The organism is Streptomyces sp. 3330, assembly GCF_031456635.1.
GTDB lineage: Bacteria > Actinomycetota > Actinomycetes > Streptomycetales > Streptomycetaceae > Streptomyces.
The window spans coordinates 111870-135848 of sequence record NZ_JAVDVA010000002.1 but is presented as its reverse complement, the minus strand read 5'-3'; the positions used below and the strand labels follow the sequence as shown (position 1 = coordinate 135848).

The following is a 23979-nucleotide window of genomic DNA, read 5'->3' as shown; positions in this document are numbered from 1 at the left end:
GTGAACCCGCCCCGCCCTACTCCACGAGGGTCGCGACGGCGGGCCCGTCGGGACGGACGGTGATGCCGTACGCCGCCTTGGCCGGAGTCTCGGAGAAGGTCAAGGTGTGGACCGGCAGCAGGTGTTCGAGCAGGACGGTCGACTCACGCAGCGCGAACTGCACCCCGAGGCAGGCCCGGGGGCCGATGCCGAAGGGGAAGTAGGCGCCCGGGTGCGTGGGCCGACCGCCCGGCGTGACGAACCGTCGGGGGTCGAACCGCTCGGGCTCCGGCCACAGTTCGGGATCGCGGTGCGTGAGGTAAGGGCAGACGAGGAGGTCGGTGCCCGCCTCGACGGTGTGGCCGGCGAGGAGGCCGTCCTCGGCGGCGTGGCGGGGCAGGATCCACGCGGACGGGTAGAGCCGGAGCGTCTCGTGGACCAGCGCCTGGAGGGCCTGGCGGCGCTGCGGCGAGCCCTCGTCACCGGCGGCGAGCGCCTGTCCGCGAGCGTCGGGGTAGCGGTCGAGGAGCAGGTACAGCCAGGTCAGGGTGGTCGCTGTGGTCTCGTGCCCGGCCGCCAGCAGCGTGACCAGCTCGTCGCGGATCAACTGGTCGGTGTACTCGGGATGTTCGGCGCCGGCGTCGGTCAGGACACGCAGGAGGCCCGGGCCTTCCGGGCCGGGTGCCCCGTTTCGGGCGGCCTCGATGGCGTGCCCGGCGACCGCGTCGATCCGCGCGAGATCGCCGGCGACGGCGTCCCGGGCGGCGGAGACGTCGGCGGGCAGCGTCGGGAGGGCGGTCGCCACGGCCGCCACGGCGTCCAGTTCGCGCTCGGTCGCGTCGTCGAGGGCGTGCCCGGTGAGAGAGCGCCAGATGGCGTCCAGGGCGAAGCGGCGCATCTCCCGTCCGACATCGAGGCTCTGCCCGGTCCGGGCGTACCCGGCCCAGCGCTCGGCGGTGGTCCGGGCGGCTGCGGTGATCCGCTGCTCGTAGCGGCGCATCCCGATGCCGGTGAACTGGGACTGGAGCAGGCGGCGTTGACGCTTCCACGCCGTACCGGTGGCGGCGAGGACACCGTCGCCGACCAGCAGACGGGCGCGGTGGGAGCGTTTGACGTAGCGCTCCGGGTACCGGGCGAGGACGTGCTGGACCGCCGAGGGGGCGGTGACGAGCACGGTGGGAGACGGCCCGAGCCGGAACGCGGCGACACCGCCGCACCGCTCACGCACCTGGGCCAGCAGCTCGACCAGCTCGCCTTTCCCCGAGCGCCACCGCTCCACGAGTCCGGGCTCGGCCTCGGGGATCCGCCGACCGGGTCCGGCATCGAGCGAGAGTGAGCCGTGAACGGCTTCGGAGTCCATGATTCTTCTCCTGGTCGACCGCGGTGCCGGGGTGCGACGAAGCGTCTGCGCTGTGCGGACTGTACGGGATCGGGCGCCGTCGGTGACAGCGCGCCGGAGCCGCCCGGAGACCGCCGCGCGTGGCCCGTCCGTCCCCGGCGCACGGTGGTGTCGGGACGGCTCCGGGGTCTCGGCGTGAGGCATCACCTGGCGGCCCACCCGATCGGCGGACAGGCCGGACGGGACGGGCGGACGGTCCGGACCGGCCGGGCGGGACGGTCACGGTGAACAGGGGCGCGGCTCCGCTCGTACGCACAACGGAAGGCCCACCGGGCCCCCTTCACCGGCTCCGCCTAGGATGATCCCGATGACGAGTCACGAGCAGCAGCACCGTGCGCGACCGCCCGTGTGGCGGTGGCGGGCGCTGCTCGTGCTCGGACTCCTCGCGGGGCTCCTGGCCATGCACGCCCTGGCCCCCGGCGGCGGCGCCGTCCACGAACAGGCCGGGCCGGGGCACATGACGGCCGTCTCGGTCAGCGCACACGACGACTGCGCGGGGAGCGGCGGAGGCTGCGGTGGCGGACACCTCCACCACGCCGACCCCACCTGCGTGGCCGCCTCGGTGAGCGGAGCGCCGGTTCTGCCCGCGCTCGTTCCCGACCCGGTGACGGCCTCGGTGCGCGCCGACGCCGTCCGCCCGTACGCGGCCGACGCCCCGGACAGCGCACGCGCGCCACCCTCCCTGGCGGAACTCCAACTCCTGCGGATCTAGACACCGCGCGGCACCCCGTCTCCACCACGGCGACGCGGTGCGCCCCGACACGTCCAGATCCCTTGTCGCACAGCACAGCAGGAGATTCCGCATGCGCAACACCCGTACCCTGACCCGCCGCGCCGTTCTCGCGGCCGCCTCCGTGACCGCCGCGCTCGTCCTCGCCGCCTGCGGCGGTGACGGCGGCGGCGCCGGGCACGCGGGCGGTCACCGCTCCGCGTCGTCGTCGACGAGCGCCGACGCCACGGCCGGAGCGCACAACGCCCAGGACGTGTCCTTCGCGCAGGGCATGATCCCCCACCACCTGCAGGCCCTCGACATGGCGGAACTCGCCGCCGACCGCGCCTCGTCCGCCGAGGTCAAGGACCTCGCCTCGCGCATCGAGAAGGCACAGGCGCCGGAGATCAGGACCCTCGGCGGCTGGCTGACGTCCTGGGGTGAGGACGTCCCGACGTCGTCCGGCAGCACGGCGGGATCCATGCCCGGCATGGACCACTCGGCCGGGTCCGGGATGCCCGGCATGCCCGGCATGATGGACGGCTCGGACATGGACGCCCTGGAGAAGGCGTCCGGCACGAAGTTCGACACCCTGTTCCTGACCATGATGATCGACCACCACGAGGGCGCCGTGGCCATGGCCACCACCGAGAGGAGCAAGGGCGCGTACGGCCCCGCGACCTCCCTGGCCGACGACATCGTCACCGCGCAGACGGCCGAGATCGCCAGGATGGACAAGCTCGTCGGCGGCAGCTGACGAACGGGCGGAGGGGGCCGGGTCACGATCGGCCCCCTCCGCCCGAACCGCGCCGTCGGGCGCCGCCATGGGATCGTCCCGTCGTCCGACCTCGCGCCGGGCCCCCTCGGGGCCCGGCCGGGAAACACCCTGCAGTCCCGTGGGCGGAGAGATCATCATGTGAGGATGGCTCAGAACCCCTCCCCCGCGGCTCCGACCGCGGTACGCCTCCCCCGGTACACGCGGGCGGAGCAGGACGAGATCCTCGGCGGCGGCGACGACCCCTTCGGTGTCGCCTCGACCGGTCTGAGCTGGTTGCCCAAGGAAGAGCACTTCGGGGTGCGCCACGGCGACCGGCTGGTGGCGCACGCCGGCCTGCGACGGCTGTCCGTCGCGGTCGGCGAGACCGGGACGGAGGTCGTGGGCGTCGGCGGAGTGGCCGTCGCACCCGACGTGCGGGGCCGGGGACTGGCCCGGCTCGTGATCTCGGCGGCGCTCGAACACGCCCGCACCATGGGCCCTCGGCACGCCCTCCTGTTCTGCAGGCCCCCGCTCGTGCCGCTGTACCGGCACCTCGGGTGGCGTCCGCTCGACGAGGAAGTGATCGTCGAGCAACCCCGATCCCGCCTGGTCACCATGCCGTTGCGCACCATGGTGACGCCCCCGCGCGACAACGCCCCCTGGCCTGCGGGGCCGGTACGCCTGTTCTCCCTCCCGATGTGACGCCCTACGGACGCCGGCCCCGGACGGCCCAGGCGCGCGCGGTGAGCGTGATCGACCCGTCGGGCCGTGTGGGCACGGCCGCGCGCAGGGTCTCGCGCAGGCGTTCCCGGGCCGCCGGGGCGAGGGCGGCGACGTAGTCGGGGGCGGGACCCTGGCCGCCCAGGAACGGCTCCCACAGGTCCGCGAAGTCGGCGAAGGCGGTGGGCACGTCGATCGGGGCCACCTCCACCTCGTCGAGTCCCGCCCGCGTCCACAGCGTTCGCAGTGGTCCCGGCCGGCAGAGCGGGAATCTGCGCCCCTCGTCCCGCGCGGCGGCGGAGGGGTCCGACGAGAGCGCGGCGTCCCAGAAGCGCCGCAGGAACCGCATTCCCCCGGCGTAGTCCCACACGTACGCCGCGACCAGTCCGCCCGGCCCGACCACCCGTTCGGCCTCGGCCACCGCCGCGTCCGGCGCGGGCAGGAAGTTGAGCGCGAGTCCGCTGACCGCCACGTCGCACCCCCGGTCCCGCAGCGGCAGCGACAAGGCGTCGCCCCGCACCCAGCACACCGGCCCGGCAACGGTGTCACGGGCCGAGGCCACGAACCCCGCCGACCGGTCCAGCGCGACCACGGCCGAGGGCCGGCACCGGGCGACCGCCGCCGCCGTCAGGGCTCCCGTCCCGCATCCGACGTCCAGCCAGCGCAGACCGTCGGCGCAGCCGAGCCAGGCCACGAATCCCTCCGCGACCGGACGGCTCCACCGGCCCATGTACCGCTCGTAGGCGTCCCCGGCCGCCCACATGTCCCGTCGCTCCCGCATGTCACCACGATCCCCCACCGGATCCGCGGCGGCGACGGACACGGAGCCGCGGGCACGGAGCGGTCGGGTGACCGGTTCCGGGGTGGCGGTCCCGGGCGGAGGCGTCCGCCCGCCTCAGTAGAGGGCGATCGGGCCGCTGCGGTCGATCAGGCGTCCCGAGCCGGCGCCGGGCGCCTCGGTCGCGAGACGGACGATCGCGTCGGTGCCCTCGGTGACGGACTGGGGGCCGCTGTGGCCGTTGAGATCGGTGGCCGTGTAGCCGGGATCGGCGGCGTTGACGCGGATGTCCTTCAGGCCCTTGGCGTACTGGGTGGTCAACATGGTGAGGGCCGCCTTGGACGCGGCGTAGAGCGGGGCGACGGCGGAGGACTCGGCCCGCGACGGGTCGTGCGTGAGGGCGAGCGACCCCATGCCGCTGCTGACGTTGACGACGACCGGGTCGGACGACCGGCGCAGCAGCGGAAGGAAGGCGGTGGTCGTGCGGACCACGCCGAAGAGATTGACGTCGAAGACGCCCAGAGCGTCCGCGCCGGTCAGTCCGCCGGGATCGCCGTGCGGGCCGTGCACGCCGGCGTTGTTGATCAGGACGTCCAGCACGCCCTCGTGTGCGGCGACGTCGGCCGCCGCGGCGGCGACGGAGGCGTCGTCGGTGACGTCGATGCGGACGTATCGCGCGCCCAGAGCGGCCGCGGCCGCGGCGCCCCGCTCCGGGTCACGGGCTCCCATGATCACGGTGTGGCCGAGTCCGATGAGGCGGCGGGCGGTCTCGTGGCCGAGGCCCTTGTTGGCTCCGGTGATGAACGTGGTGGTCATGCCCCGATCGTGCCCACCGAGGCGGCCCCCGGCCAGGGACGCTTCGACCGTAGGAACGGCAGTACCACCCTCACCACGATCACGTGCGGGGCATTCGGGGCGGCGGTCGGGCAGGATGGGTGTCATGGCGACGGGAGCGGGAGCTGGACTGGGGGCGACGATCCGCGCCTGGCGGGAGCGGCTGCCGCCGTCGGCCGTGGGGCTGCCGTCGTCCCGGACCCGCCGGGCGGCCGGGCTGCGCCGCGAGGAACTCGCCGAACGCGCCGGTGTGTCGGTCGACTACGTCGTGCGCCTGGAACAGGGACGGTCCACGGCCCCGTCGGCCCAGGTCGTCGCCTCCCTCGCCCGCGCCCTGCGGCTGTCCGTGCCCGAGCGGGACCACCTGTACCGCATGGCCGGGCTGGTGTCTCCCCGGGACGAGCCGATCCCCGACGGCATTCCGCCGGGCGTGCGGCGCGTGCTGAACCGGCTCGGAGACGTCGCGGTCGCCGTGTTCGCCGCGGACTGGCGGATGATCTGGTGGAACCCCGGGTGGGCGGCGCTGCTCGGTGACCCGGCCGCCACGCCGCCGGAACGGCGCAACTTCGCCCGCGAGCGGTTCCCGGTCGGTCCGGACGCGGTGCGCATCGCCGCCTGGCCGGTCGTCGTGCGCGACAGCGCCGACTCGGACCTCGCCATCGTGTCCGACCTGCGGCGCGCCACCGGTCGCTTCCCCGACGACGCGCGCCTGGCCGAGCTGGTCCGCGTCCTCACCGTGGGCAACCCGACATTCGCGCGGCTGTGGGCCGGCGGCGCGGTCGGGGCGCACCGCGAGGACCGCAAGACGGTCGAGCATCCCGAGGCCGGTCCCGTCGAAGTGGACTGCGACGTCCTGACCGACGGCGAGTCGGACCTCAAGATCGTGATCCTGAGCGCGGCGCCCGGCAGCGCGGATGCGGCCGGGTTGCGTCGCGCGATGGCCGCCGACGCCACCGACAGCTCACCCGCACGCGCCCTCTGACCCCGGGACGGTCCGCGTGCCGCCCGGGACGGCCCGGTCGCACGTCCGCCGGCCGTACGCGGAGCGATCCGCGAACGGCCGGCGGGACAGGCCGGGCGTACGGTCAGCGCGCGGCGAGGAGTTCGAGGGTGTCGATCACACGGTGGGAGAAGCCCCACTCGTTGTCGTACCAGGCGACCACCTTGACGTGGCGGCCGTCGACGCGGGTGAGGGCCGAGTCGAAGATCGACGAGGCCGGGTTGCCGACGATGTCGGACGACACGAGCGCGTCCTCGGAGTACTCGAGGACACCGGCGAGCGGGCCCTCGGCGGCGGTGCGGTACGCCGCCAGCACGTCCTCGCGCGTCACGTCGCGGGCGACGGTCGTGTTGAGCTCGACGATCGAACCCACCGGGACGGGGACGCGGATCGAGTCGCCGGCCAGCTTGCCGTCGAGGTTCGGCAGCACGAGGCCGATCGCCTTGGCGGCGCCGGTCGTGGTCGGCACGATGTTGACGCCGGCGGCACGGGCGCGGCGCGCGTCACGGTGCGGGCCGTCCTGGAGGTTCTGCTCCTGCGTGTAGGCGTGCACCGTCGTCATGAAGCCGTGCTCGATGCCCGCGAGGTCGTCCAGTACGGCGGCCAGCGGGGCGAGCGCGTTGGTCGTGCACGAGGCGTTCGAGACGATCGTGTGCAGCTCCGGGTCGTACGCGTCGGTGTTGACGCCGTACGCGAGCGTGACGTCCGCGCCGTCCGAGGGTGCGCTGACCAGGACCTTCTTGGCGCCCGCGTCGAGGTGGGCACGGGCGTCCTTGGCCGCGGTGAAGCGGCCGGTCGACTCCAGCACGATGTCGACGTCGAGCTCGGCCCACGGCAGTCGCGCCGGCTCGCGCTCGGCCAGCACCTTGATGCGACGGCCGTCGACGACCAGGACGTCGCCGTCGACCTCGACCGGGCGGCCCAGCCGGCCGGCCGTCGAGTCGAAAGCGAGCAGTCGCGCGAGCGTGGCGGGTTCCGTGAGGTCGTTGACGGCGACGATCTCGAGGTCGCTGTCGCGCTGGAGGAGTGCGCGCAGCACGTTGCGTCCGATGCGGCCGAATCCATTGACGGCGATGCGAGTCATGAGTGATGTCCCTTCGGTTCGCCCTCAGCCTCGCGCACGGCGGCCGTCCACGACGTGGGCGTGAGCGCCATGGTTCGAAAGGATCTCGCCATCGCCCTGGCGGGTGCACCTGGCCCCGGCCCGGGCGTGCCCCGGCCGCCGGGCGGGCCGGCTACTCGCCTTTGGCGAAGGTGCGCCGGTACTCGCTCGGGGTGGTGCCGAGGATCTGCTGGAAGTGCGTCCGCAGGTTCGCGCCCGTGCCGAGTCCGACGTCATTGGCGATCTGCTCGACGCTGCGCTCCGAGCGTTCGAGGAGCTCACGGGCCATGTCGATGCGGGCACGCATGACCCACTGCATGGGCGTGTACCCCGTGTCCTCGACGAAGCGCCGCGAGAAGGTCCGCTCCGAGACGGCGGCGTGCCGGGCCAGGGTGTCGAGGGTGAGCGGTTCGCCGAGCCGGTGCAGCGCCCACTCCCGGGTGGCGGCGAAGCGCTCGCCCAGCGGCTCCGGCACGCTGCGCGGCACGTACTGCGCCTGGCCTCCGCTGCGGTAGGGCGCGGCGACCAGTCGCCTGGCCGCGTGGTTCGAGGCGGCCACCCCGAGGTCGCGCCGCAGGATGTGCAGGCACAGGTCGATCCCGGAGGCGGCGCCCGCCGACGTGAGCACGCTGCCCTCGTCGACGAACAGGACGTTCTCGTCGACCTGGACGAGCGGATGCTTCGCCGCCAGTGCCCGGGTGTAGTGCCAGTGGGTCGTGGCGCGTCTGCCGTCGAGCAGGCCGGTGGCGGCGAGCGCGAAGGCCCCCGTGGAGATGGCGGCGAGCCGAGCGCCCCGGTCATGGGCGGCCAGCAGCGCGCGCAGGACCGCCTCCGGCGGGTCGTCGAGGTCCGGGAATCGGTAGCCGGGAAGGAAGACGACGTCGGCCCAGTCGAGCGCGTCCAGGCCGTGGGCCACGTGATACGACAGCCCGTCCCCGCCGGTCACCAGCCCGGGCGCGGCACCGCACACCCGTACCTCGTACGGCATGCTCGCGCGGGTCGTGAACACCTGCGCGGGAATGCCGACGTCGAGCGGCTTGGCGCCTTCGAGCACCAGGACGGCGACGCGTTGCAGACGGGAGGACGACACCCGGAACAGGGTACGGGGGCGAACGCCGAGGGTTCGGCGAAGGGTCCGTGCGCGCCGCGGTGCGCGGCTCCGGAGATCAGGCTCCCACCTGCGCGCGGATCAACTGCTGCCTCGTTTTCGGGTGCTGCCCGAGGCTTGATGGACGGCTGGGTCCGCGGTGTGTGGCGACGAAGGGGTGAGGAGACGGAACCGTGCGGGGTGGATGAGCCGCCCCACGCCCGCTCCCACCGCGTACCAGAGCAGGTCGGGTGCGTTGAAGGTGGAACCGAACACGAGGTGGGCGAGCGTGCTGTGCCGGGAGAGTTCGGTCGGGACCTGGCTGAGCTGGAGGAACTCGACGGCCCAACTGGCAGCCAGCGCGCCGCCGGCAGCGGCGGTTGGTGTGGCCCTCGGCGCCGCCACAGCGAACAGGGTGACGAGCAGGAGGGTGTACAGCGCGTCCCCGCCGTACTTGGCGACGTCGCCCGTGGCCACGGCCCTGAGTCCCAACCCCGCGCCGACGGTCGACACCGCGGCCCCGGCCGCCGCCAGTCGGATCCGGAGGGGGTCGGCGGAGCCGTCACGGGTTTCGAGGATGCGGGCCACGCCGTCATACTGCCGGACGGCCGGGGCCCGCCGTGCAGCGCACCACGGGTCGGACGCAGCACGGCGGACCGCTCCGCGGACCGCAGCGACGGCCGCCGGGACGGCGTTTCGCCCCTCGTCGTTCCTGCCCGAGGTCCTAGGCTCGGCCCGTGGGGCAACCTGAGCAGCGCGCCGAGGGCGCGGGACCGTTCACCACCCGGCTCACCTGGCATCTTCCCGACGGCGGCACCGCCGTGTGGGAGTCACGTCTCGCGCGCCGGCGTGGGGTACTGGCCGTTCGAGCGCGCAGTACGGCGGCCACGCGTCACATCCGTGCGGACGCCGTCTCGATCACCCGGCTGCGCCGGCTCAACGCCATCGCCGCGATCGCCTTCGTCATCGGCGGGGCCCTCTTCGCGGCGGGCGCGGCCGTGGCCCAGTTCGGCTCCGGCGACGCCACCGAGTGCGCCTCGATCTACTTCGTCGGCGGCGTGTTCTTCACGACCGGCGGGTACGTCTCGCTGCTCCAGGTGATCAACGCACCGCGCCATGACGCCGGTGGCGAAGGACGGCTGGTCACGCGTCAGTGGCGGTGGTGGAGCTACGAGCCGACGCGGGTGGACTGGCTGAGCACGTTCGTGCTCTTCGCGGGCACGCTCGTCTTCGCCGTCAATCTGCTGGACTCCTTCCTGCAGGGCCTGAACGTCCGACAGGTCAACCGGCTGATCTGGGTGCCGGACGTGATCGGCTGCATCCTCTTCCTGATCTCCGGTCAGCTGGCCATCGCCGAGCTCGGCCACGGACGGCTCCGCATGGAGCCGCGCAACCTCGGCTGGTGGATCGTCACCGTCAACCAGCTCGGCTCCGTCCTGTTCATGATCTCGGCCCTCGCCGCCTACACCCGGCCTGCCACCGACAGCCTGGTCAACGCCGACATCGCCAACTGGGGCACACTCACCGGCGCCCTGTGCTTCTCCCTCGCGGGATTCCTCCAACTCGGCGAACACTCATAGGGTTCGCGGAAGGAGAACGGCCCGCGCGAAGTGCCGTTCAGGAGACCTTCAGGCCGACGCGTCGCAGCCAGGCGCCGATGGCGCGATCGGCTCGTTCGACCTCTTCGCCCTGGACCGCCAGTCCTTCGGCGAAGGCGGCACCGCGGCACGAGGCCGCGTAGTCGCGTGCCGTGCTGCCCAGGCCGCTCATGGCATGGGTGGTGAACGGGACGACGGTCCTGCCGGTGAAGTCGAGGGCCTCGGTGAAGGTTGTCATGATCATCGGCGCGCGGACGTTCCAGATGGGGCTGCCCAGCAGCACGGTGTCGTAGCACGTCACATCGGGCAGCGTGCCCATGATGGCGGGGCGGGCGTCGGCTTCCTGTTCGCGGACGTTGCGCGCGACGGTCGCGTCGTAGCTGTCCGGGTAGGGGTCGGTCGGCTCGATCCGGTAGAGGTCACAGCCGATGAGCTCGCGGATCTTGCGGGCCATGACCTCGGTGTTGCCGACCTTCAGGTCGGTGCGATCGCCGTAGTGGTGGTTCTCGCCGGGCCGCGAGAAGTACGCGAGCAGTACCTTGCCCCGCGCCATACCGCTCGCCGTCTCGCCGGTCGATGCCCTCGGCCGGTCGGAGGTTTCCCGACCGTTCGTGGGTGAGCAGCCGGCGAGGTGGGGTGCGGTCGAGGCGGTGACTCCGGTGAGCAGCGCGGCGCGCAGGATCGTTCGGCGCCGGACCGGGCTGTGGTTCGGCTGGTTCACGGACGGCCCCTTCGCCGGGGATCGGGCAGCGGGAGGGGCGAGCGCCCTCGCCGGCATCAGCATCGACTACTACGTGCGACTGGAACGCGGCAAGGAGACCCGTCCCAGCCCCGCCGTCCTCGACTCGCTCGCCCGCGCCCTGCACATGGACGACCAGGAGCACCAGCACCTGCGCGAGCTGGCCGCCCGCGCGGCCCGCTACGCGCCCGAACCGCCCCCGGCGCCCGGCCGCACCGTGCGCCCCCACCTGAAGCTGCTGCTGGAGTCGCTGCGCCCGAACCCCGCCTATGTGATCAGCCGCAGCATGGACCTGCTGGCCTGGAACCCCGGCGGCCTGGCCCTCTACGCGGGACTGGAGGACTGGCCGGCCAAGCATCGCAACCTCGCCCGCTACCTCTTCCTCCACCCGGCCGCGCGTGACCTGTTCCCGGACTGGGACCGCCAGATCACCGGCTGCGTCGCCCGGCTGCGCGCCGTCGCCGGCACCGCCCCCGACGCGCCCGACCTCACCCACCTCGTCGGTGAACTCCTCCTGAAGAGTCCGGACTTCGCGGGCCTGTGGGAACGCTACGAGGTCACCGGACGCAAGCCCGCCCACAAGACGTTCCGGCACCCCCAGGTCGGCACGGTCACCCTCACCTCGCAGTCCCTGCACGTCGAAGGCACCCCCGGCCAACGCGTCGGTGTCTACATCGCGGAACCCGGCACCCCCGACCACGACGCCCTGCTCCTGCTCGACATGACCGCACCCCGACCCGCCGGGCGTCCCACAGCCGCCCCCAGGGCCACCGGCGACCCGTCGTAACCCGCGAAGGGCGCGGCCCGCGCCGATCGGGTACATGGCCGACGGGGGAATCGGGCAGGTTCTCGGTCACCGCGGACGCATGCGCATGCGGTCGAGAGGAAGCCGTCCGGGGGGAAGGAAGACCGATGACGCAACGCGGCCTGTTCGAGCGGGAATCCGTCGTGGTGGGGCAGCCCAAGCGTTCACGGTGGCACCGGTACCGGGGTCCCGCGCTGACCGTGTGCGCGGTGGAGGGGACCCTGCTCGCCCAGGTCACGGGCATCGACGACGCGCAATGGCTCCTGACGAAGACGTCCGGCGAGGTCGTCGTCGGTATCAGGCGCGCGCGGACAGGGCAGTGCGGACCGGCGCGGTTCCACTTCACCGACGCCGCGGGCGGGGAGGTCGGCACCGCGGTCGCCCGGGGACTCGTCAAGTCCCGGCAGCTGAGCCTCCGGACGGAGCGGGGACGTCCTCTCTTCCTCACGCGACGGGGTCACCTGGCAGACGCATGGCACCTGGCGGAAGCCGATCCGGAACGCGTCCCGGCGTCGGAAGTCCTCGGCCGGGTCACGGTGCGCACCATCGACGCGTGGCTCGGGCTGCAGCAGTACGTGGTAGCGACGGACACCCGCCTCGGCGCCGGCGAACGGCGGACCGTCGTCGCCTCGGTCGTCTGTCTGCACCTGCTCCGCAGACCTCCGGGCGGCAGCGCCGCACCCGCCTGAGGCGCGGCCGCCGAGCCGTCGCGCGGCCGGTTCACCCGTTCGCTCTGCATCTGCTCCGGGGGGACGGGTGAATGATCTGCAAAACCCTCTCGCTGCCCCGGGGGCGCTCCATGAATGCGCTGATCCTCTCCATCACGGCCCGCCATGACGGACGCGGTCGCACATGACCACGACGCACTGGCTCTTCGGCGACCAGCTGGGTCCTCACTTCCTCACACCCGGCCCCGACGGCCCCGACCACGACTCCCCCGTCGTGATGATCGAGGCGCGGTCGGTCTTCCGACGCCGCCGCTTCCACCGCGCCAAGGCGCATCTCCTGCTCTCGGCCATGCGCCACCGGGCGGCCGAACTCGGCGACCGGGTCCGCTACGTCAAGGCGGACACCTACCGTGAGGGACTGCGTGAGGCGGTCGGCTCCGCCCCGGTCACGGTGCACCATCCCACCTCCCGCGCCGCGCTCCGTCTCGTGCGAAGCCTGGACGGGGTGCGCGTCCTGCCGGCGCGCGGCTTCCTCGTCGCCCATGAGGACTTCCGGGCCTGGGCCGACGGTCAGGCAGGCGAGCGGCTGCGCCAGGAGGACTTCTACCGCTGGGTGCGCCGGGGCCACGACCTGCTCATGAACGGCGCCGAGCCGGCGGGCGGCCGCTGGAACCACGACCACGACAACCGCAGGCCCCCGCCCGCACACGCACGCACGCTCGACGTGCCACCGCCCTACCGTCCGCGCGAGAACGACGTCGACGACGAGGTGCGCCACGACCTCGACCGCTGGGAGCGCACGGGAGAGATCACCTTCGTGGGGCGGGACGGCCCCCGGCTGTTCCCCGCGTCCCGCCGTGAAGCCCGCGCCGCCCTGCGACGCTTCGTGGCCGACCGGCTCGCCGGCTTCGGCCCGTACGAGGACGCCATGCTGACCGAGGATCCCGTGCTCAGCCACAGTCTGCTGTCCTCGTCGCTCAACCTGGGCCTCCTCGAGCCGATCGAGTGCGTCGACCTCGCCGAACAGGCCTGGCGCCGGGGTGACGCACCGATCAACAGCGTCGAGGGATTCGTACGGCAGATCGCGGGCTGGCGCGAATACGTCTGGCAGTTGTACTGGCACTTCGGCGAGGACTACCGGCGGCACAACGCCCTGCGACATCATGCCCCGTTGCCGGACTGGTTCCTGGAGCTCGACGCGGACGCCGTCACCGCGCGCTGCCTTGCCACCGTTCTCGCGCAGGTGCGCGACACCGGCTGGACCCACCACATCCCGCGGCTGATGCTTCTGGGAAACCATGCGCTCCAGCGCGGCTGGGACCCGGCGGCGGTGACCGACTGGTTCCACCGCTGCTTCGTCGACGGCTACGACTGGGTGATGCTGCCGAACGTCGTCGGCATGTCCCAGTACGCCGACGGCGGGCGGATGACCACGAAGCCGTACACCTCGGGCGGCGCCTACGTGAACCGGATGAGTGACTTCTGCCGTCCCTGCGCCTATCGCCCGACCGTGCGGGTGGGTGAGGACGCCTGCCCCTTCACCGCCGGATACTGGGCCTTCCTGCATCGCCACCGCTCACGCCTGGAACGCAACGCGCGCATGGCGCAGGCCGTCCGGGGGCTGGGCCGCCTGACCGACCTGGACGAGCTGCTGGAACAGGAGCGGCAGCGCGGGGACGAGCCACCCTGAGCCGCCGGGCGAAACACGCCGGGCGAACCCCCCGGGGGGGCGTCGAGGTGTGTCGCCTGCCCGACTCGGCACCGAGGAGTCGGGCAGGCGACGGACACGGCAGAGCGGAAGACACCGCACCGACGGCAGCGACGGCTCACTCTGGACGGCAGACCGGCTCGCTCTACAGGCCCGCGATGCGAGCGGCGAAGAATCCGGCTACGAGAAGTGCTCCCAGGGCGATCAGCGCCAGCCACACGCCCGGGTGCTCCCAGATGCCACCGTCCGCCCGCTCCTGGTGGGCTTCCGCGACCGACCCCTCGACCGGAGGGGTCTCGGTCGGCGGGACCAGCTCCTGCGGAGCCGGCATGCGCTCGGCGCCACGGTGCGGCTCCGGCCTCGGGCTCTGCGTCATGGCTGCCTCCCCGCTTCCGGCGATGTCTGCTGGTCCGCGCGCTCGTAATTGGCGAGAGCCAGCCCCAGTGCGAAAAACGTGGGGGCCCATTCGCCGACGAATATTCCCCACCGGTCGGCCCGCTCCACGTTTTCGGCGCGGTTCGAAGCCAGCCAGGACATCAGGGAGAGACCGATGGATCCCGCGGCGGCCAGATAGGCGTGCTCGCTGGTGACACCCGCTTTGTGCAGCTTTTCGACGATCATGATCTGCTCCTGGACAGAGACCCCCGAGGGTCGGCCGCTCTCCGCACTGCGCGGACAGCGGGTACTGATGAGTTCTGTGGAACGACCTGTCGTGGAGGCACCGGAGCCGTATTTCTTTCGACGCCGTGCGCCGCGGGCCCGCGTCGAACAATGCGCCGCGGGCGGGCGTCGAAGAATGGGATGACCGACGTCGTCGCCGTCCTGCCACCTCGCCCACCCGACGCCGACGGCTCACGCCGGTGCAGGCCCGCCCGGCCGGTAGGTGCCTGCGCTCCACTCACAGCCCTCCGGGTCGAGGACACGGGCCCGCACGGAGCCCCACGGGGTGGTCTCCGGAGCGATGACACTCAGGGCTCCGGCGGCCACCGCACGCCGGTGCCAGTCCTCGACGAGGCTCGGTTCCGGCAGCCACAGATAAAGCCCGGCGCCGGTGCCGGTACCTCGCACAGGCGCGGGCGCCGAGCGCCGGCTTTCTGTAGCGATCATGATGACGACATTCCCGCGGCGCAATTCGGCGTGCAGGATACTTCCGGTAGCCGAAATAGGGGTGCAGTCCGACAGGCGCGTGATCACGTGAGTCCGTGGCCATAGGAGCGTCTCCCTACGCAGGGCGGCTGCTTCGCTCAGGAATTCCCCGTCGTCACCGTCCATGGATGCGCCTTCCGAGGGATACGTCCAGCGGCACGGGCGGCACGGGCGGCTCGGGTGGCTCGGGCGAAGTCCGGCGGGCACCCGAGAGTCTCACTCCGCGGCGATCCGTCGGGCGAGGGAGATCAGGGTGGCTTCGACGCTGTCCGTCATGGAGTCGCGAAGGGCGGCGAGGTCGCCGCGGGTGGCGCCCAACACCGGTTCGAGGCGCGGGAGTTGCCAGGACTGCTCGACCACGGTGCCCTGCCCCTGGGGACGGAAGGTCCAGGTCCAGCGCACGATGCCGTCCTCCGCGCCGCCGACCACGAAGGCGAAGGCGTCACCGGGGTCATGGTTGCGTGCTGGGTGCTGTCAAACCGGTCGCGCCACGTCATCACCGCTCCCGGCGGGGAGCCAGACCCGTCGTTGCCTATCCACGGCCGGGGCAGGCTGGACGTCGGCAGTCGGCCCATACTCGGATCCATGACCGGAAAATCGCAGCTCGGTGACTTCCTCATGGCGCGGCGCTCTCAGCTGCGTCCCGAGGACGTCGGGGTGGCCACCTACGGGGAGCGTCGGCGTGTGCCGGGGCTGCGGCGCGAGGAGTTGGCGCTGCTGGCGGGCGTGAGCGCCTCCTACTACACCCGGCTGGAGCAGGGACAGTCGCTGAGCGCGTCGTCCGAGGTGCTGGACGCGCTCGCCGGGGCTCTGCGACTGGACGAGTCCGAGCGACGGTACCTGCACGACCTGGCCGGGGCGGACCGACGCCGCCCCCGGACCCGGCGGCCCGCGCCGGAGCGTGTCACGGAGGCGACGGCTCAGTTGATGGACGCGCTGGAGCACGTCCCCGTGATCGTGCTCGGCCTGCGCAGTGACGTGCTGGCGTGGAACCGTCTGGGCCACGCCTTGTTCGCCGGGCACGTGGACCGTGGCGCCCCGGGTCTGCCGGCGCAGCGCCCCAACATGGCCAGACTGGTGTTCCTGGACGGTCATACCCGCGACCTCTACGCGGACTGGCCCGGCAAAGCCAGGGCGGTGGTGGGGAATCTGCGCCTGGTGGCGGCCCGACATCCGCGGGACACGGCATTGCACGCGCTGGTGGGTGAACTGAGTTCCAGGAGTGCCGAGTTCGCCTCGATGTGGGCCGACCACCGGGTCAAGGCATGCAGCGTCGCCTCCTACGAGATGCTCCATCCGCTGGTCGGCCCGCTGACCGTCGTCCAGCAGACCCTGAGCCATGGGCCGGGCCCCCACCTGGTGGTCGCCACCGCGGAGGCAGGCTCGACCTCACAGGCGGCCCTGGCCCTGCTCTCCCAGGCCCTCACCGAGGACACCGTCCCGGAGCCCGCCAGGCCCTTGCGGGAGAGATGAGGAAGCGCCGCCCGCACCGCACCCGACCGTCCCGGGCTCACGATTGATCATCACGTGACGCATCCAGGACCGCCATGGACATCTCGTTGCGCGAGAATCGCCCGGTGTCTGTATCCATCGACCGTCGCCGGTCCCTTGAAGAACTCGAACGTGACCGCTGGCCGGCGCCTCCGCCCGGCGCCACCCGTCTCATCGCCACGGCGCATGCCTTGCGGACGAGGCCCGTCGGGACTCTGACCGTCGAGGACCTGCGCCTGCTGATCGGACAGGACATCGGGCTGGCGGTGCTTCTTCCGCTCGCGGTGGAGGTGCTGCGCCACGACCCCTTGGCCGAAGGCCACATGGGCGAGGGCGACTTGCTGCGCACAGTCCTGACCAGGTCCTCGGCGGTCTGGAGGACCTGTCCGGATTCCGCGAGTCGGCTGACCCTCATCGTCGACGGCCTGTCCGACCTCTCGCCGGACCTGCAGAGCGCGGTCGAGCGGTTCGCGGCCGCCATCCGGAACCGCTGACCCTTCGCACGCCCCGGTCGTCGGCCGCGGGGCCGTCCGCCGAGCGCGCCGTGGTCCTCGACCGGTCAGCCGAAACCGAGGTCCGCATTGGCCTAGACCTGACACCCGGACCCCGCTAGGCTCTGCCGCGCCACATCTGAGAGCGCTCTCACCCAACCGCTGTTCCACCCCCACTTCCTGGAACGACGAAGGGCAACTCCCATGAGACGCACACGGTTCAAGCACGTCTGTCTGGCCGCGCTCCTGGCGCTGGCCGGGCTCGGCGGCGCGGGCACGCTGCCCGCGGCGGCGAGCGGGGGCGGTGCGACGGCCTCCTCCCCGTCGGCCACCGGCGCCGCCCCCGCCTCCGCCTCCGCCGCGCTGATCGACGCCATGCGGCAGGAGTTCGGGCTCACCGAGCAGCAGGCGGCCGCCCGGCTCGACGCCGAGCAGGACGCCGCCGCACTCGAGCCCAAGGCCCGCCGCACAGCCGGGGCGGCCTACGCGGGGTCCTGGTTCGACGCCGCCGAAGGCCGCCTCACGGTGGCCGTCACTTCCGAGAGTTCGCAGGCCACGCGTGCCGCGATCCGCGCCGAAGGCGCCGGCGTCCGGGTCGTCGAGCACAGCGCACGGGTGCTGGACGCCGCGAAGTCACGCCTCGACCGGCTCTCCGCCCCCTCGGGGGTGGGTGGGTGGCACGTCGATCCGGCGGCCAACACCGTCGTGGTCACGGTCGTCCGCGGCAAAGACTCCGACAACGATGTCCAGCGCTTCCTGACGCGGGCCCGCGCCGCCGGTCCCGTCAGCGTCGAGACCGTCGCCGCCGCCCCACGGACCTTCGCCGCGGGAACGGTCGGCGGCGACCCGTACTACACGGGCAACGTCCGCTGCTCGATCGGCTTCTCGGTCCACGGCGGGTTCGTCACCGCCGGTCACTGCGGCCAGGCGGGTGCGGGTGTGCGGGGCTGGGACGGCTCCTACATCGGCAACTTCCAGGGCTCCTCGTTCCCCGACAACGACTACGCCTGGGTCAACGTCGGCAGCGGCTGGTGGACGGTGCCGGTCGTGCTCGGCTGGGGCACGGTCCCGGACCAGTTGGTGCGCGGCTCGGCCGAGGCGCCGGTCGGCGCGTCCGTGTGCCGGTCCGGGTCGACCACGCACTGGCACTGCGGCACGGTGCTGGCCAAGAACGAGACCGTCAACTACAGCCAGGGCGCGGTGCACCAGATGACGAAGACGAGTGTCTGCGCCGAAGGGGGCGACTCCGGCGGCTCGTTCATCAGCGGCGACCAGGCCCAGGGCGTCACCTCCGGCGGGTGGGGCAACTGCACCGGCGGCGGCGAGACCTGGTTCCAGCCGGTGAACGAGATCCTCAACCGCTACGGGCTGACGCTCCACACCTACTGACGGCGAAGGAGGACTGAGGGGCTCAGGGGGCAGGGGTTCCGTGCGTCGGCGCAGGACCGGGGTACGGACGGGACGTGACCGGGAGGCGGCCGCGCCGCTGCCCGGTCGACGTCCGGCGCGCGGACCCCTGCCGGACCGGGCGCCCGTCGGGGCGCGGACCTGGTGCCCGGGGGCCGGTCGACCTCACCGTTCGAGGCGTCGGACGACGTCCAGGCGTACGGCAGTTGAACACTTCACCAGCTGCCTGTTCCGGCGTCCGAGCGTTCATACGCTGACGCGCGTGCGAGATCAGCGGCAGGCGGGCGACAACCGTCACGGCAGTGCGCTCGAACGGCCCCCGCGGGCGGCCCGGGCGCCCCAGGTGGCCGGTCGGAGCGGTGGCCCCAACCCTCTGCTGGGGCTTCAGCAGACCGCGGGCAACGCGGCGACCGTCGCCGCGTTGCACGCGGCCGGCCCGTCCACGGCCCGCCGCAGGCCCCCGCAGGTTCCGCCCGCCATCGAGGAGGTGGACAACGACGCCCTCGAACTCCCGTCCTATCTGCGGGACATGGAGGCGGCGGGGCTTTCCACGGCCTACGGGCTCACCGGTCACGAGTTCGTCACCACCACGCTGGCTGATGCCGTGGGGCGGCGTGACGGGGTGGTCGCCGAGATCGCCGCGGAGCTCGCCGGACGGCCCGAGTCCTTCTACGGGCGCGGCCGGGCCTTCGCCGTCACCGGGGCGCGGGGGACGGACCGTTACGACGTCACGGTGCGCGTCTCGCCCGCCGACGACGACCGCCCCGGGGTCTTCTCCGCCGCCGGTCCGGACAGCGAGGGCGCGGCCACCAAGGTCGACGTGCAGCACCACACGGCGGCGGGGGTGGCGCAGAGCACGAGCGGGTCCGCGTCGAAGGGCGTGGGGTTCACCGGGTTCGGGCTGGCGCCGGTCGCGCCCGGCGTCTGGGTCGGCGGGGCGGCCACCGTCAACGCCCAGCCCTTCCAGTCGTCCCGGGACTCGCGCACCCAGCGGACCATGGCGGAGCCACGGGTCCTGCGCAGTGACAAGGGGTCGGTCGAGGTACCGCGCCGGGTCCGCTTCCACGTGCGGATCATGAAGGACGGTGAGCGGTCGGCCCGCAACGCCGGCGGGTCGGGCGCCCTGACCATGCGGGTGCCCGTGGAGCATCTGGTGCCGACGACCGCCGGGCCGGTGCCGCGGCCGCGCCCCCTGGCCCCCGAGACCGCCCGGGCCGTGTCGCTGGCGGACTCCATGGCCCCGCTCGCCGTCTCGGACCGGGTGGCCCCGCACCAGGGCGGCGGCGGACTGTTCGACGCCGTCGCCTCCGCGCTGCACCCGTCCCTGACCTGGCCCGGCGCTCCCGGTCGGGCCCGGCTGTACGAGGCCACCGCCACCGCGACCGTGCTGGAGGACCTGCCCCGGCTGCTGCGGGACGGGGTCGTCGGGGAGGATCTGACCAGCCGCGACGGCACCACCACCGGCACCTACCGGATGCGGGCCGCGATCACCGAGCTGACTCCTGGCTGGAGCACCGGCAAGACGCAGTTGCGCACCCACCAGCAGGCGCAGCACGCGGTGACGGACACGGCGGGCAAGGGCCGGGGCGGTGCCTTCGGCGCCGGTCCGGCGGCGGGGTTCGGCGTCCTCGGCAACGCGGCCGCCGTCCGCGGCACCGTGATGCCCGTCGCCGGGGCGCGCAAGGCCCGGTTCAGCGTGGCCGAGCAGACCGTGTCCAGCCGGCAGGGCGCGGAGGTCCGCGGCGAGAAGGTGCTGTATCTGGGCACCGTGCTGTTCACCGTCGAGGGCACCGGTCCGGCCTCGCCCCTGACCAGGGCGCGGGGCGGCGGCCGCACCGCACACCACACGATGCGGGTCTGGGTCTCGCTGCGGGCCGACGAGGCCCGGGAGCTGGGCCTGCCGTTGCCCGAGGGGGTGACGGCCGGTGAGTTCGTCAAGCGCCCCGACCGTGCCGGGACGGACGCCGAGGGCAACGGCAAGGGCAAGGGCAAGGAGACGGACGGGGCGGCCCGGCGGGACGGGACCGGGAACGGCGAACGGGCGGGCGCGGACGGCGCCGCCGAGCAGGAAGCGCGGCATCTGCCGTTCGGCGCGATGGGCTCCAGCGTGGCGATCAGCCGGCTGGACACCGCGCCGATGATGCGGGCCGTGACGCGGCTGTTCGCCACCGACGCCCGGCTCGCCGGATATCTGCCCGCCTTCGGCGAGGAGGAGCAGCCGCGTGACCTCAGCCCCGAGGAGGCCGAGGTCCAGCGGCGCAACTACCGCGAGCTGGTGACCGTGCTGTCGGAGACCAACCTGCGCGTCAACAAGGACCAGTTGCTGTCGAGCGGCGTCCGGGTGCGGCTGCGCCGCAAGTCCCGCTTCCACACGCACGACGTGCAGCTGAAGGTCACCGGTTCGCTGCGGGAGACCGGTCACCTGGGCGAGACGAAGGACTGGCTCGTCCGCAGCCACGCGGGCGTCACGAGCAACCTGCAGAGCGGCCGCGCGAGTTCGCGCACGGTCGGCGGGATGGCGCTCGGCCAGTTCCGGCTGATCCCCGGCGCCCTGACCTTGTCGGCGCGTGCCGAGAAGGGCCGTACGACGACCCGGCGCGGTCTGGCCGGGCCGACCCTGCGCACCGACGTCCTCACCAACGGATCCGAGGACGCGAGCGTGTTCGGCGGGGCGTTGAGCCTGAACGTCGACGTCACCATGACGTCCCGGCAGCGCAAGGCGGCCCGTGCGCTCACCCCCGGCGCTCCGGGCCGGGACGCGCCCGCGGCCGAGCGGGTGGGGACGCTGCCCCTGGACGCTCAGGACGTGCGGCTGCTCACCCCGACCGCGTTCACCGTCGACGGCGACGCCAAGAGGCAGCTGGACGAGGCGTCCGCCGCCCGCGGGGCCGCCCGCCCTGACGCGCGGACCGAGTTCGCGGCGTCGGGCATCGGTGATCTGGCCGGTCTGGCCTCGCGCCAGCTGGGCGGCAGGCGGGGAGTGCGGGACTGGACGCTCGTGGAGACCGTGGGCGACGGGCAGCCGGTGCGGGACCTGGCCTTCGAGCTGCTGGCCCGGGCCGCCGCCCGCAACAAGGAGGCGCGGGAGGACCGGGCGCTGGAGACGGAGGGCCTCGCGCCCCGGATCGCGATCGAGGACCGGTTCAGTCCGCAGGCGGTGACGGCGGCGCTGCGGCAGGCCGTCTCGTCCGGCTGGGTGGTGCAGAACCTGCGGCACGCGCGGCGGCTGGCCGGGCTGACCGGCGCGGTCGGCACCCGGTTCGCGCTGACCGGCGGGCGGGTCGTCCACCAGGCCACGGGGGCGGGCACCGAGACGTTCGTCCTGGGCGGGCATCAGGTCACGGGGCAGGAGGGCACGAGTCAGCACGTCTCGGTGCAGGGCGGTCTGACGGGCGCGGAGAACGGCGCCGAATGGCGGCTCGCCGAAGGGGTCGCGGCCGGACGCAACCTGGGCAGCGGGGACACGACGGCGTCCACGCTGGTCGGCACCGTCGAGCGCAACGCGCACACCTCCCGCAAGAGCCCGCTCTACCTGGTGCAGTGCGATCTGGTGGTGCGCATGGTCGCCGAGGTCGCGGTGACGGGCGGGGGCCCGTACGTCGCGCGCGGGGGCCGTACGGTTCCGGGGGCGGTCGCGGTGTGGCTGACCGAGCGCCAGTTGCGGGCGGCGGGGCTGAAGGTGCCGGGCGAACAGGGGCGTGAGGACGCGGCCTCGGGTTCGGGCCCGGCGCGGACCGGGACGTCCGGGAAGGCAGAGGCCCCCGCCGGGAAGTCCGGGAGGTCCGGGACCTCGGACACGTCCTCGCGGCCCGCCGGGACGGCACGGGACGGCACGGAGGCGGAGAGCGCGGCGGCGACGGCAGCGGTCTCCGGCGGTGCTCCGAAGAGCGCGCCCCTGGTGCCCCCGGCCCCGGTCCCCGACCTGGCCGAGTCGCTTCCGCTCGGCTTCGGCATGATCGAGGACCTGCCCGACTTCGTGCCGCTGCTGGAGGCGGTCCGGGGGCGTCTCGGCGCCTCCCTCGCGGACGAGCTGCTGCCGCGTACCCGTCTGACGGACCGCAACGACAACGTGCAGCGGCTGCTGCGGGTGCTCGACCGGGACGGTTCGGCGGGCCTGCTGTCGAGCGCGATGGACGGCGGCGTGGGGGTCGAGCTGCTCGACGGGCGCAAACGGCCCTACCGGGCGCTGTTCCGCATCCGCAGGACCGGGCGCGGCAGCTATGTCGAGACCGCGTCCGACGGTCGCGACATGGAGTTCATCACCTCCGCCGCGGCCCAGCGGGCCACCGCGCACGACGAGAGCGACAGCCGGGGCGTCGAGGCGGTCGTGGCCGGATCGGGGAAGCCCGACGGGGGCGCGGGCCAGTTGAAGAGCCTCGGCGCGGCCGCGGGACTCGGCGTCGGCGCGAGCGACTCGCGCCGTTCGGTCGGTGTCGGACGGGCCCAGCTGGGCGTGAAGACCGTCGCCGAGGCGGCGTCCGCCCCGTCGGCGCGGATGAACGTGCCGATCGAGGCGACCCTGGAGATCTTCTCCGGCAACCGCCGGGTGGCCCTCGCGCCGTTGAAGGGACTGAGCCTGACCCACCGGGTGCTCGCCGCGGATCTGCGGGCGCTGTCGCGACTGGCCCCGGTACCGCCCCAGCAGGCCGGCGTACACGCGGTGGCCGCCGAGGACGCGGGCGCCGACCGGCTCGGCCCCTGGCGTGACTCCGGGGTCCGGCTGCCGATGGAGGCGCAGGTCAACGGGTTCCGGGGGACGCCGAGAGTGCGGCAGGCGGTCGACGACGCGGTCCGGCGGGCGGGCGGTGGCGCGCGGTTCCGCACCGGCGGCGAGGCCGCGTTTCACCTGCTGCGCGAGGCCGTCTCGACGGAGTGGCTGATCGCGGCGCTGCCGCTGCTGACCGCCGCGGGCGTCGACCTTCCGCCGGTGCACGCGACCGGCGCGTCGGGCCAGGACCTGCGCGCCTCGCTGCACGCCCGGCTGCGCGGCGGCCGGGTGCTGGGCGTGGGTGACAAGATGACCTTCGAGACGGTCGCGCAGAGCGGCCTGGACGCACCGCGCCCGGCGGGTGCGGACGGCCAGCAGGCCGCCGAGCACGGCCGGTCGGCGCGCGGGCTGCTCGGCGCGGGGGTGCTGAACGCGGACGAGTTCCGGATGAACCAGCTCCTCGGCACCGTGGACGGCTCCGGCAGCGCGACCGCGACCGCAGCCAACGCCGCCGGGTCGATACCGCTGCACAAGCCCAAGTCCGAGTCGGTGCTGGTGCAGTTCACCCTCGACGTGCGGGCGGTGGCGGAGGTGAGCGACCGGGTGCGTGCGGGCCGCCGCGGGACGGCCGTGCAGGAGGTCACCCTGCCGGAGCCGGTGGTCGTGCGGATGCCCGCGACCGCGGTGCGGCGCATGCTGGCCGACGCGACGAACGCCGGGCGGCTGCGGGACCCGGAGGGCCACCTGGCCTGATCCGCCGTTCGCGGCGGCGCGACCTGCCCCGGGCGGGGGCGCCGGCCTGCCGGGGCGGGGGCGCCGGCGGCGCGCACGGCGAGCCGGGCGGCGCCTTTCG

The 23979-nt window shown here is 73.5% G+C and carries 23 protein-coding genes; 12 read left to right on the top strand and 11 right to left on the bottom strand.

What is annotated here, in order from left to right:
* Positions 1 to 16: 16 nt before the first annotated feature.
* Complete coding sequence (locus J2X68_RS04020) at positions 17 to 1339, bottom strand: cytochrome P450 (protein WP_310431023.1); 1323 nt, start codon at positions 1337 to 1339, stop codon at positions 17 to 19.
* Positions 1340 to 1685: 346 nt separating this feature from the next.
* On the opposite strand from J2X68_RS04020, the gene J2X68_RS04015 reads away from it, so the two are divergent.
* The 3 genes from J2X68_RS04015 to J2X68_RS04005 all read left to right on the top strand — a co-directional run bounded on the left by J2X68_RS04015 (position 1686) and on the right by J2X68_RS04005 (position 3546).
* On the top strand, positions 1686 to 2090 hold the full coding sequence (locus J2X68_RS04015; protein ID WP_310431022.1) for a DUF6153 family protein: 405 nt from the start codon (positions 1686 to 1688) through the stop codon (positions 2088 to 2090).
* Positions 2091 to 2181: 91 nt separating this feature from the next.
* Positions 2182 to 2844 (top strand): DUF305 domain-containing protein, encoded by a 663-nt coding sequence (locus J2X68_RS04010; RefSeq protein ID WP_310431021.1) that lies wholly within the window; start codon positions 2182 to 2184, stop codon positions 2842 to 2844.
* Between the two features lie 165 nt (positions 2845 to 3009).
* Complete coding sequence (locus J2X68_RS04005; protein ID WP_310431020.1) at positions 3010 to 3546, top strand: GNAT family N-acetyltransferase; 537 nt, start codon at positions 3010 to 3012, stop codon at positions 3544 to 3546.
* Between the two features lie 4 nt (positions 3547 to 3550).
* On the opposite strand, the gene J2X68_RS04000 is transcribed toward J2X68_RS04005, so the two are convergent.
* Both J2X68_RS04000 and J2X68_RS03995 read right to left on the bottom strand, forming a co-directional pair.
* Positions 3551 to 4345: a class I SAM-dependent methyltransferase gene (locus J2X68_RS04000; RefSeq protein WP_310431019.1), complete on the bottom strand. Its 795-nt coding sequence runs from the start codon at positions 4343 to 4345 to the stop codon at positions 3551 to 3553.
* Positions 4346 to 4459: 114 nt separating this feature from the next.
* Positions 4460 to 5158, bottom strand: coding sequence for an SDR family NAD(P)-dependent oxidoreductase (locus J2X68_RS03995; RefSeq protein ID WP_310431018.1), 699 nt, complete (start codon positions 5156 to 5158; stop codon positions 4460 to 4462).
* 115 nt (positions 5159 to 5273) lie between these two features.
* On the opposite strand from J2X68_RS03995, the gene J2X68_RS03990 reads away from it, so the two are divergent.
* Entirely contained in the window at positions 5274 to 6158 is an 885-nt protein-coding gene (locus J2X68_RS03990) for a helix-turn-helix transcriptional regulator (protein ID WP_310431017.1), read from the top strand.
* A gap of 103 nt (positions 6159 to 6261) precedes the next feature.
* On the opposite strand, the gene gap is transcribed toward J2X68_RS03990, so the two are convergent.
* The 3 genes from gap to J2X68_RS03975 all read right to left on the bottom strand — a co-directional run bounded on the left by gap (position 6262) and on the right by J2X68_RS03975 (position 8953).
* Positions 6262 to 7260: a type I glyceraldehyde-3-phosphate dehydrogenase gene (gap, locus tag J2X68_RS03985; protein ID WP_310431016.1), complete on the bottom strand. Its 999-nt coding sequence runs from the start codon at positions 7258 to 7260 to the stop codon at positions 6262 to 6264.
* A 151-nt stretch (positions 7261 to 7411) separates the two neighbouring features.
* Positions 7412 to 8368, bottom strand: a complete 957-nt coding sequence (locus tag J2X68_RS03980; RefSeq protein ID WP_310431015.1) for a helix-turn-helix domain-containing protein — start codon at positions 8366 to 8368, stop codon at positions 7412 to 7414.
* A 99-nt stretch (positions 8369 to 8467) separates the two neighbouring features.
* Complete coding sequence (locus J2X68_RS03975) at positions 8468 to 8953, bottom strand: DUF2809 domain-containing protein (protein WP_399039230.1); 486 nt, start codon at positions 8951 to 8953, stop codon at positions 8468 to 8470.
* A 149-nt stretch (positions 8954 to 9102) separates the two neighbouring features.
* Between J2X68_RS03975 and J2X68_RS03970 the strand changes: the two genes are divergently transcribed.
* Complete coding sequence (locus J2X68_RS03970; protein WP_310431014.1) at positions 9103 to 9945, top strand: hypothetical protein; 843 nt, start codon at positions 9103 to 9105, stop codon at positions 9943 to 9945.
* A gap of 37 nt (positions 9946 to 9982) precedes the next feature.
* On the opposite strand, the gene J2X68_RS03965 is transcribed toward J2X68_RS03970, so the two are convergent.
* On the bottom strand, positions 9983 to 10516 hold the full coding sequence (locus tag J2X68_RS03965; RefSeq protein ID WP_310431013.1) for a flavodoxin: 534 nt from the start codon (positions 10514 to 10516) through the stop codon (positions 9983 to 9985).
* A 106-nt stretch (positions 10517 to 10622) separates the two neighbouring features.
* Between J2X68_RS03965 and J2X68_RS03960 the strand changes: the two genes are divergently transcribed.
* From J2X68_RS03960 to J2X68_RS03950, 3 genes are all read left to right on the top strand, one after another.
* The gene (locus tag J2X68_RS03960) at positions 10623 to 11489 is read left to right on the top strand and encodes a helix-turn-helix transcriptional regulator (protein ID WP_310431012.1); all 867 of its coding nucleotides are present in this window, start codon (positions 10623 to 10625) and stop codon (positions 11487 to 11489) included.
* Between the two features lie 125 nt (positions 11490 to 11614).
* Positions 11615 to 12196, top strand: coding sequence for a hypothetical protein (locus J2X68_RS03955; RefSeq protein WP_310431011.1), 582 nt, complete (start codon positions 11615 to 11617; stop codon positions 12194 to 12196).
* A gap of 163 nt (positions 12197 to 12359) precedes the next feature.
* On the top strand, positions 12360 to 13865 hold the full coding sequence (locus J2X68_RS03950) for a cryptochrome/photolyase family protein (RefSeq protein ID WP_310431010.1): 1506 nt from the start codon (positions 12360 to 12362) through the stop codon (positions 13863 to 13865).
* 163 nt (positions 13866 to 14028) lie between these two features.
* Here the strand turns inward: J2X68_RS03950 and J2X68_RS03945 are convergent, their stop codons facing one another.
* From J2X68_RS03945 to J2X68_RS03930, 4 genes are all read right to left on the bottom strand, one after another.
* Positions 14029 to 14259, bottom strand: a complete 231-nt coding sequence (locus J2X68_RS03945; protein WP_310431009.1) for a DUF6480 family protein — start codon at positions 14257 to 14259, stop codon at positions 14029 to 14031.
* Complete coding sequence (locus J2X68_RS03940; protein WP_310431008.1) at positions 14256 to 14504, bottom strand: hypothetical protein; 249 nt, start codon at positions 14502 to 14504, stop codon at positions 14256 to 14258. Before J2X68_RS03940 ends, J2X68_RS03945 begins: the two co-directional genes overlap by 4 nt.
* 231 nt (positions 14505 to 14735) lie before the next feature.
* Positions 14736 to 15155 (bottom strand): VOC family protein, encoded by a 420-nt coding sequence (locus tag J2X68_RS03935; protein WP_310431007.1) that lies wholly within the window; start codon positions 15153 to 15155, stop codon positions 14736 to 14738.
* A gap of 90 nt (positions 15156 to 15245) precedes the next feature.
* Positions 15246 to 15431, bottom strand: coding sequence for a hypothetical protein (locus J2X68_RS03930; RefSeq protein ID WP_310431006.1), 186 nt, complete (start codon positions 15429 to 15431; stop codon positions 15246 to 15248).
* Positions 15432 to 15614: 183 nt separating this feature from the next.
* Between J2X68_RS03930 and J2X68_RS03925 the strand changes: the two genes are divergently transcribed.
* The 4 genes from J2X68_RS03925 (at position 15615) to J2X68_RS03910 (ending at position 23879) form a co-directional block, all read left to right on the top strand.
* Positions 15615 to 16502 carry a helix-turn-helix transcriptional regulator gene (locus J2X68_RS03925; protein WP_310431005.1) on the top strand — a complete coding sequence of 296 codons (888 nt, stop codon included), beginning with the start codon at positions 15615 to 15617 and terminating at the stop codon, positions 16500 to 16502.
* A gap of 74 nt (positions 16503 to 16576) precedes the next feature.
* Positions 16577 to 17014: a contact-dependent growth inhibition system immunity protein gene (locus tag J2X68_RS03920; RefSeq protein ID WP_310431004.1), complete on the top strand. Its 438-nt coding sequence runs from the start codon at positions 16577 to 16579 to the stop codon at positions 17012 to 17014.
* Positions 17015 to 17215: 201 nt separating this feature from the next.
* Positions 17216 to 18400, top strand: coding sequence for a S1 family peptidase (locus J2X68_RS03915; RefSeq protein WP_310431003.1), 1185 nt, complete (start codon positions 17216 to 17218; stop codon positions 18398 to 18400).
* A gap of 280 nt (positions 18401 to 18680) precedes the next feature.
* The gene (locus J2X68_RS03910; protein WP_310431002.1) at positions 18681 to 23879 is read left to right on the top strand and encodes a hypothetical protein; all 5199 of its coding nucleotides are present in this window, start codon (positions 18681 to 18683) and stop codon (positions 23877 to 23879) included.
* Positions 23880 to 23979: the final 100 nt, after the last annotated feature.

What these genes read in the sequence shown, in the direction of transcription:
- J2X68_RS04020 (WP_310431023.1), bottom strand. Translation starts at nt 1,339, where the DNA reads ATGGACTCCGAAGCCGTTCACGGCTCACTCTCGCTCGATGCCGGACCC.
- J2X68_RS04015 (WP_310431022.1), top strand. Translation starts at nt 1,686, where the DNA reads ATGACGAGTCACGAGCAGCAGCACCGTGCGCGACCGCCCGTGTGGCGG.
- J2X68_RS04010 (WP_310431021.1), top strand. Translation starts at nt 2,182, where the DNA reads ATGCGCAACACCCGTACCCTGACCCGCCGCGCCGTTCTCGCGGCCGCC.
- J2X68_RS04005 (WP_310431020.1), top strand. Translation starts at nt 3,010, where the DNA reads ATGGCTCAGAACCCCTCCCCCGCGGCTCCGACCGCGGTACGCCTCCCC.
- J2X68_RS04000 (WP_310431019.1), bottom strand. Translation starts at nt 4,345, where the DNA reads ATGCGGGAGCGACGGGACATGTGGGCGGCCGGGGACGCCTACGAGCGG.
- J2X68_RS03995 (WP_310431018.1), bottom strand. Translation starts at nt 5,158, where the DNA reads ATGACCACCACGTTCATCACCGGAGCCAACAAGGGCCTCGGCCACGAG.
- J2X68_RS03990 (WP_310431017.1), top strand. Translation starts at nt 5,274, where the DNA reads ATGGGTGTCATGGCGACGGGAGCGGGAGCTGGACTGGGGGCGACGATC.
- gap (WP_310431016.1), bottom strand. Translation starts at nt 7,260, where the DNA reads ATGACTCGCATCGCCGTCAATGGATTCGGCCGCATCGGACGCAACGTG.
- J2X68_RS03965 (WP_310431013.1), bottom strand. Translation starts at nt 10,516, where the DNA reads ATGGCGCGGGGCAAGGTACTGCTCGCGTACTTCTCGCGGCCCGGCGAG.
- J2X68_RS03955 (WP_310431011.1), top strand. Translation starts at nt 11,615, where the DNA reads ATGACGCAACGCGGCCTGTTCGAGCGGGAATCCGTCGTGGTGGGGCAG.
- J2X68_RS03950 (WP_310431010.1), top strand. Translation starts at nt 12,360, where the DNA reads ATGACCACGACGCACTGGCTCTTCGGCGACCAGCTGGGTCCTCACTTC.
- J2X68_RS03945 (WP_310431009.1), bottom strand. Translation starts at nt 14,259, where the DNA reads ATGACGCAGAGCCCGAGGCCGGAGCCGCACCGTGGCGCCGAGCGCATG.
- J2X68_RS03940 (WP_310431008.1), bottom strand. Translation starts at nt 14,504, where the DNA reads ATGATCGTCGAAAAGCTGCACAAAGCGGGTGTCACCAGCGAGCACGCC.
- J2X68_RS03935 (WP_310431007.1), bottom strand. Translation starts at nt 15,155, where the DNA reads ATGGACGGTGACGACGGGGAATTCCTGAGCGAAGCAGCCGCCCTGCGT.
- J2X68_RS03925 (WP_310431005.1), top strand. Translation starts at nt 15,615, where the DNA reads ATGACCGGAAAATCGCAGCTCGGTGACTTCCTCATGGCGCGGCGCTCT.
- J2X68_RS03920 (WP_310431004.1), top strand. Translation starts at nt 16,577, where the DNA reads ATGGACATCTCGTTGCGCGAGAATCGCCCGGTGTCTGTATCCATCGAC.
- J2X68_RS03915 (WP_310431003.1), top strand. Translation starts at nt 17,216, where the DNA reads ATGAGACGCACACGGTTCAAGCACGTCTGTCTGGCCGCGCTCCTGGCG.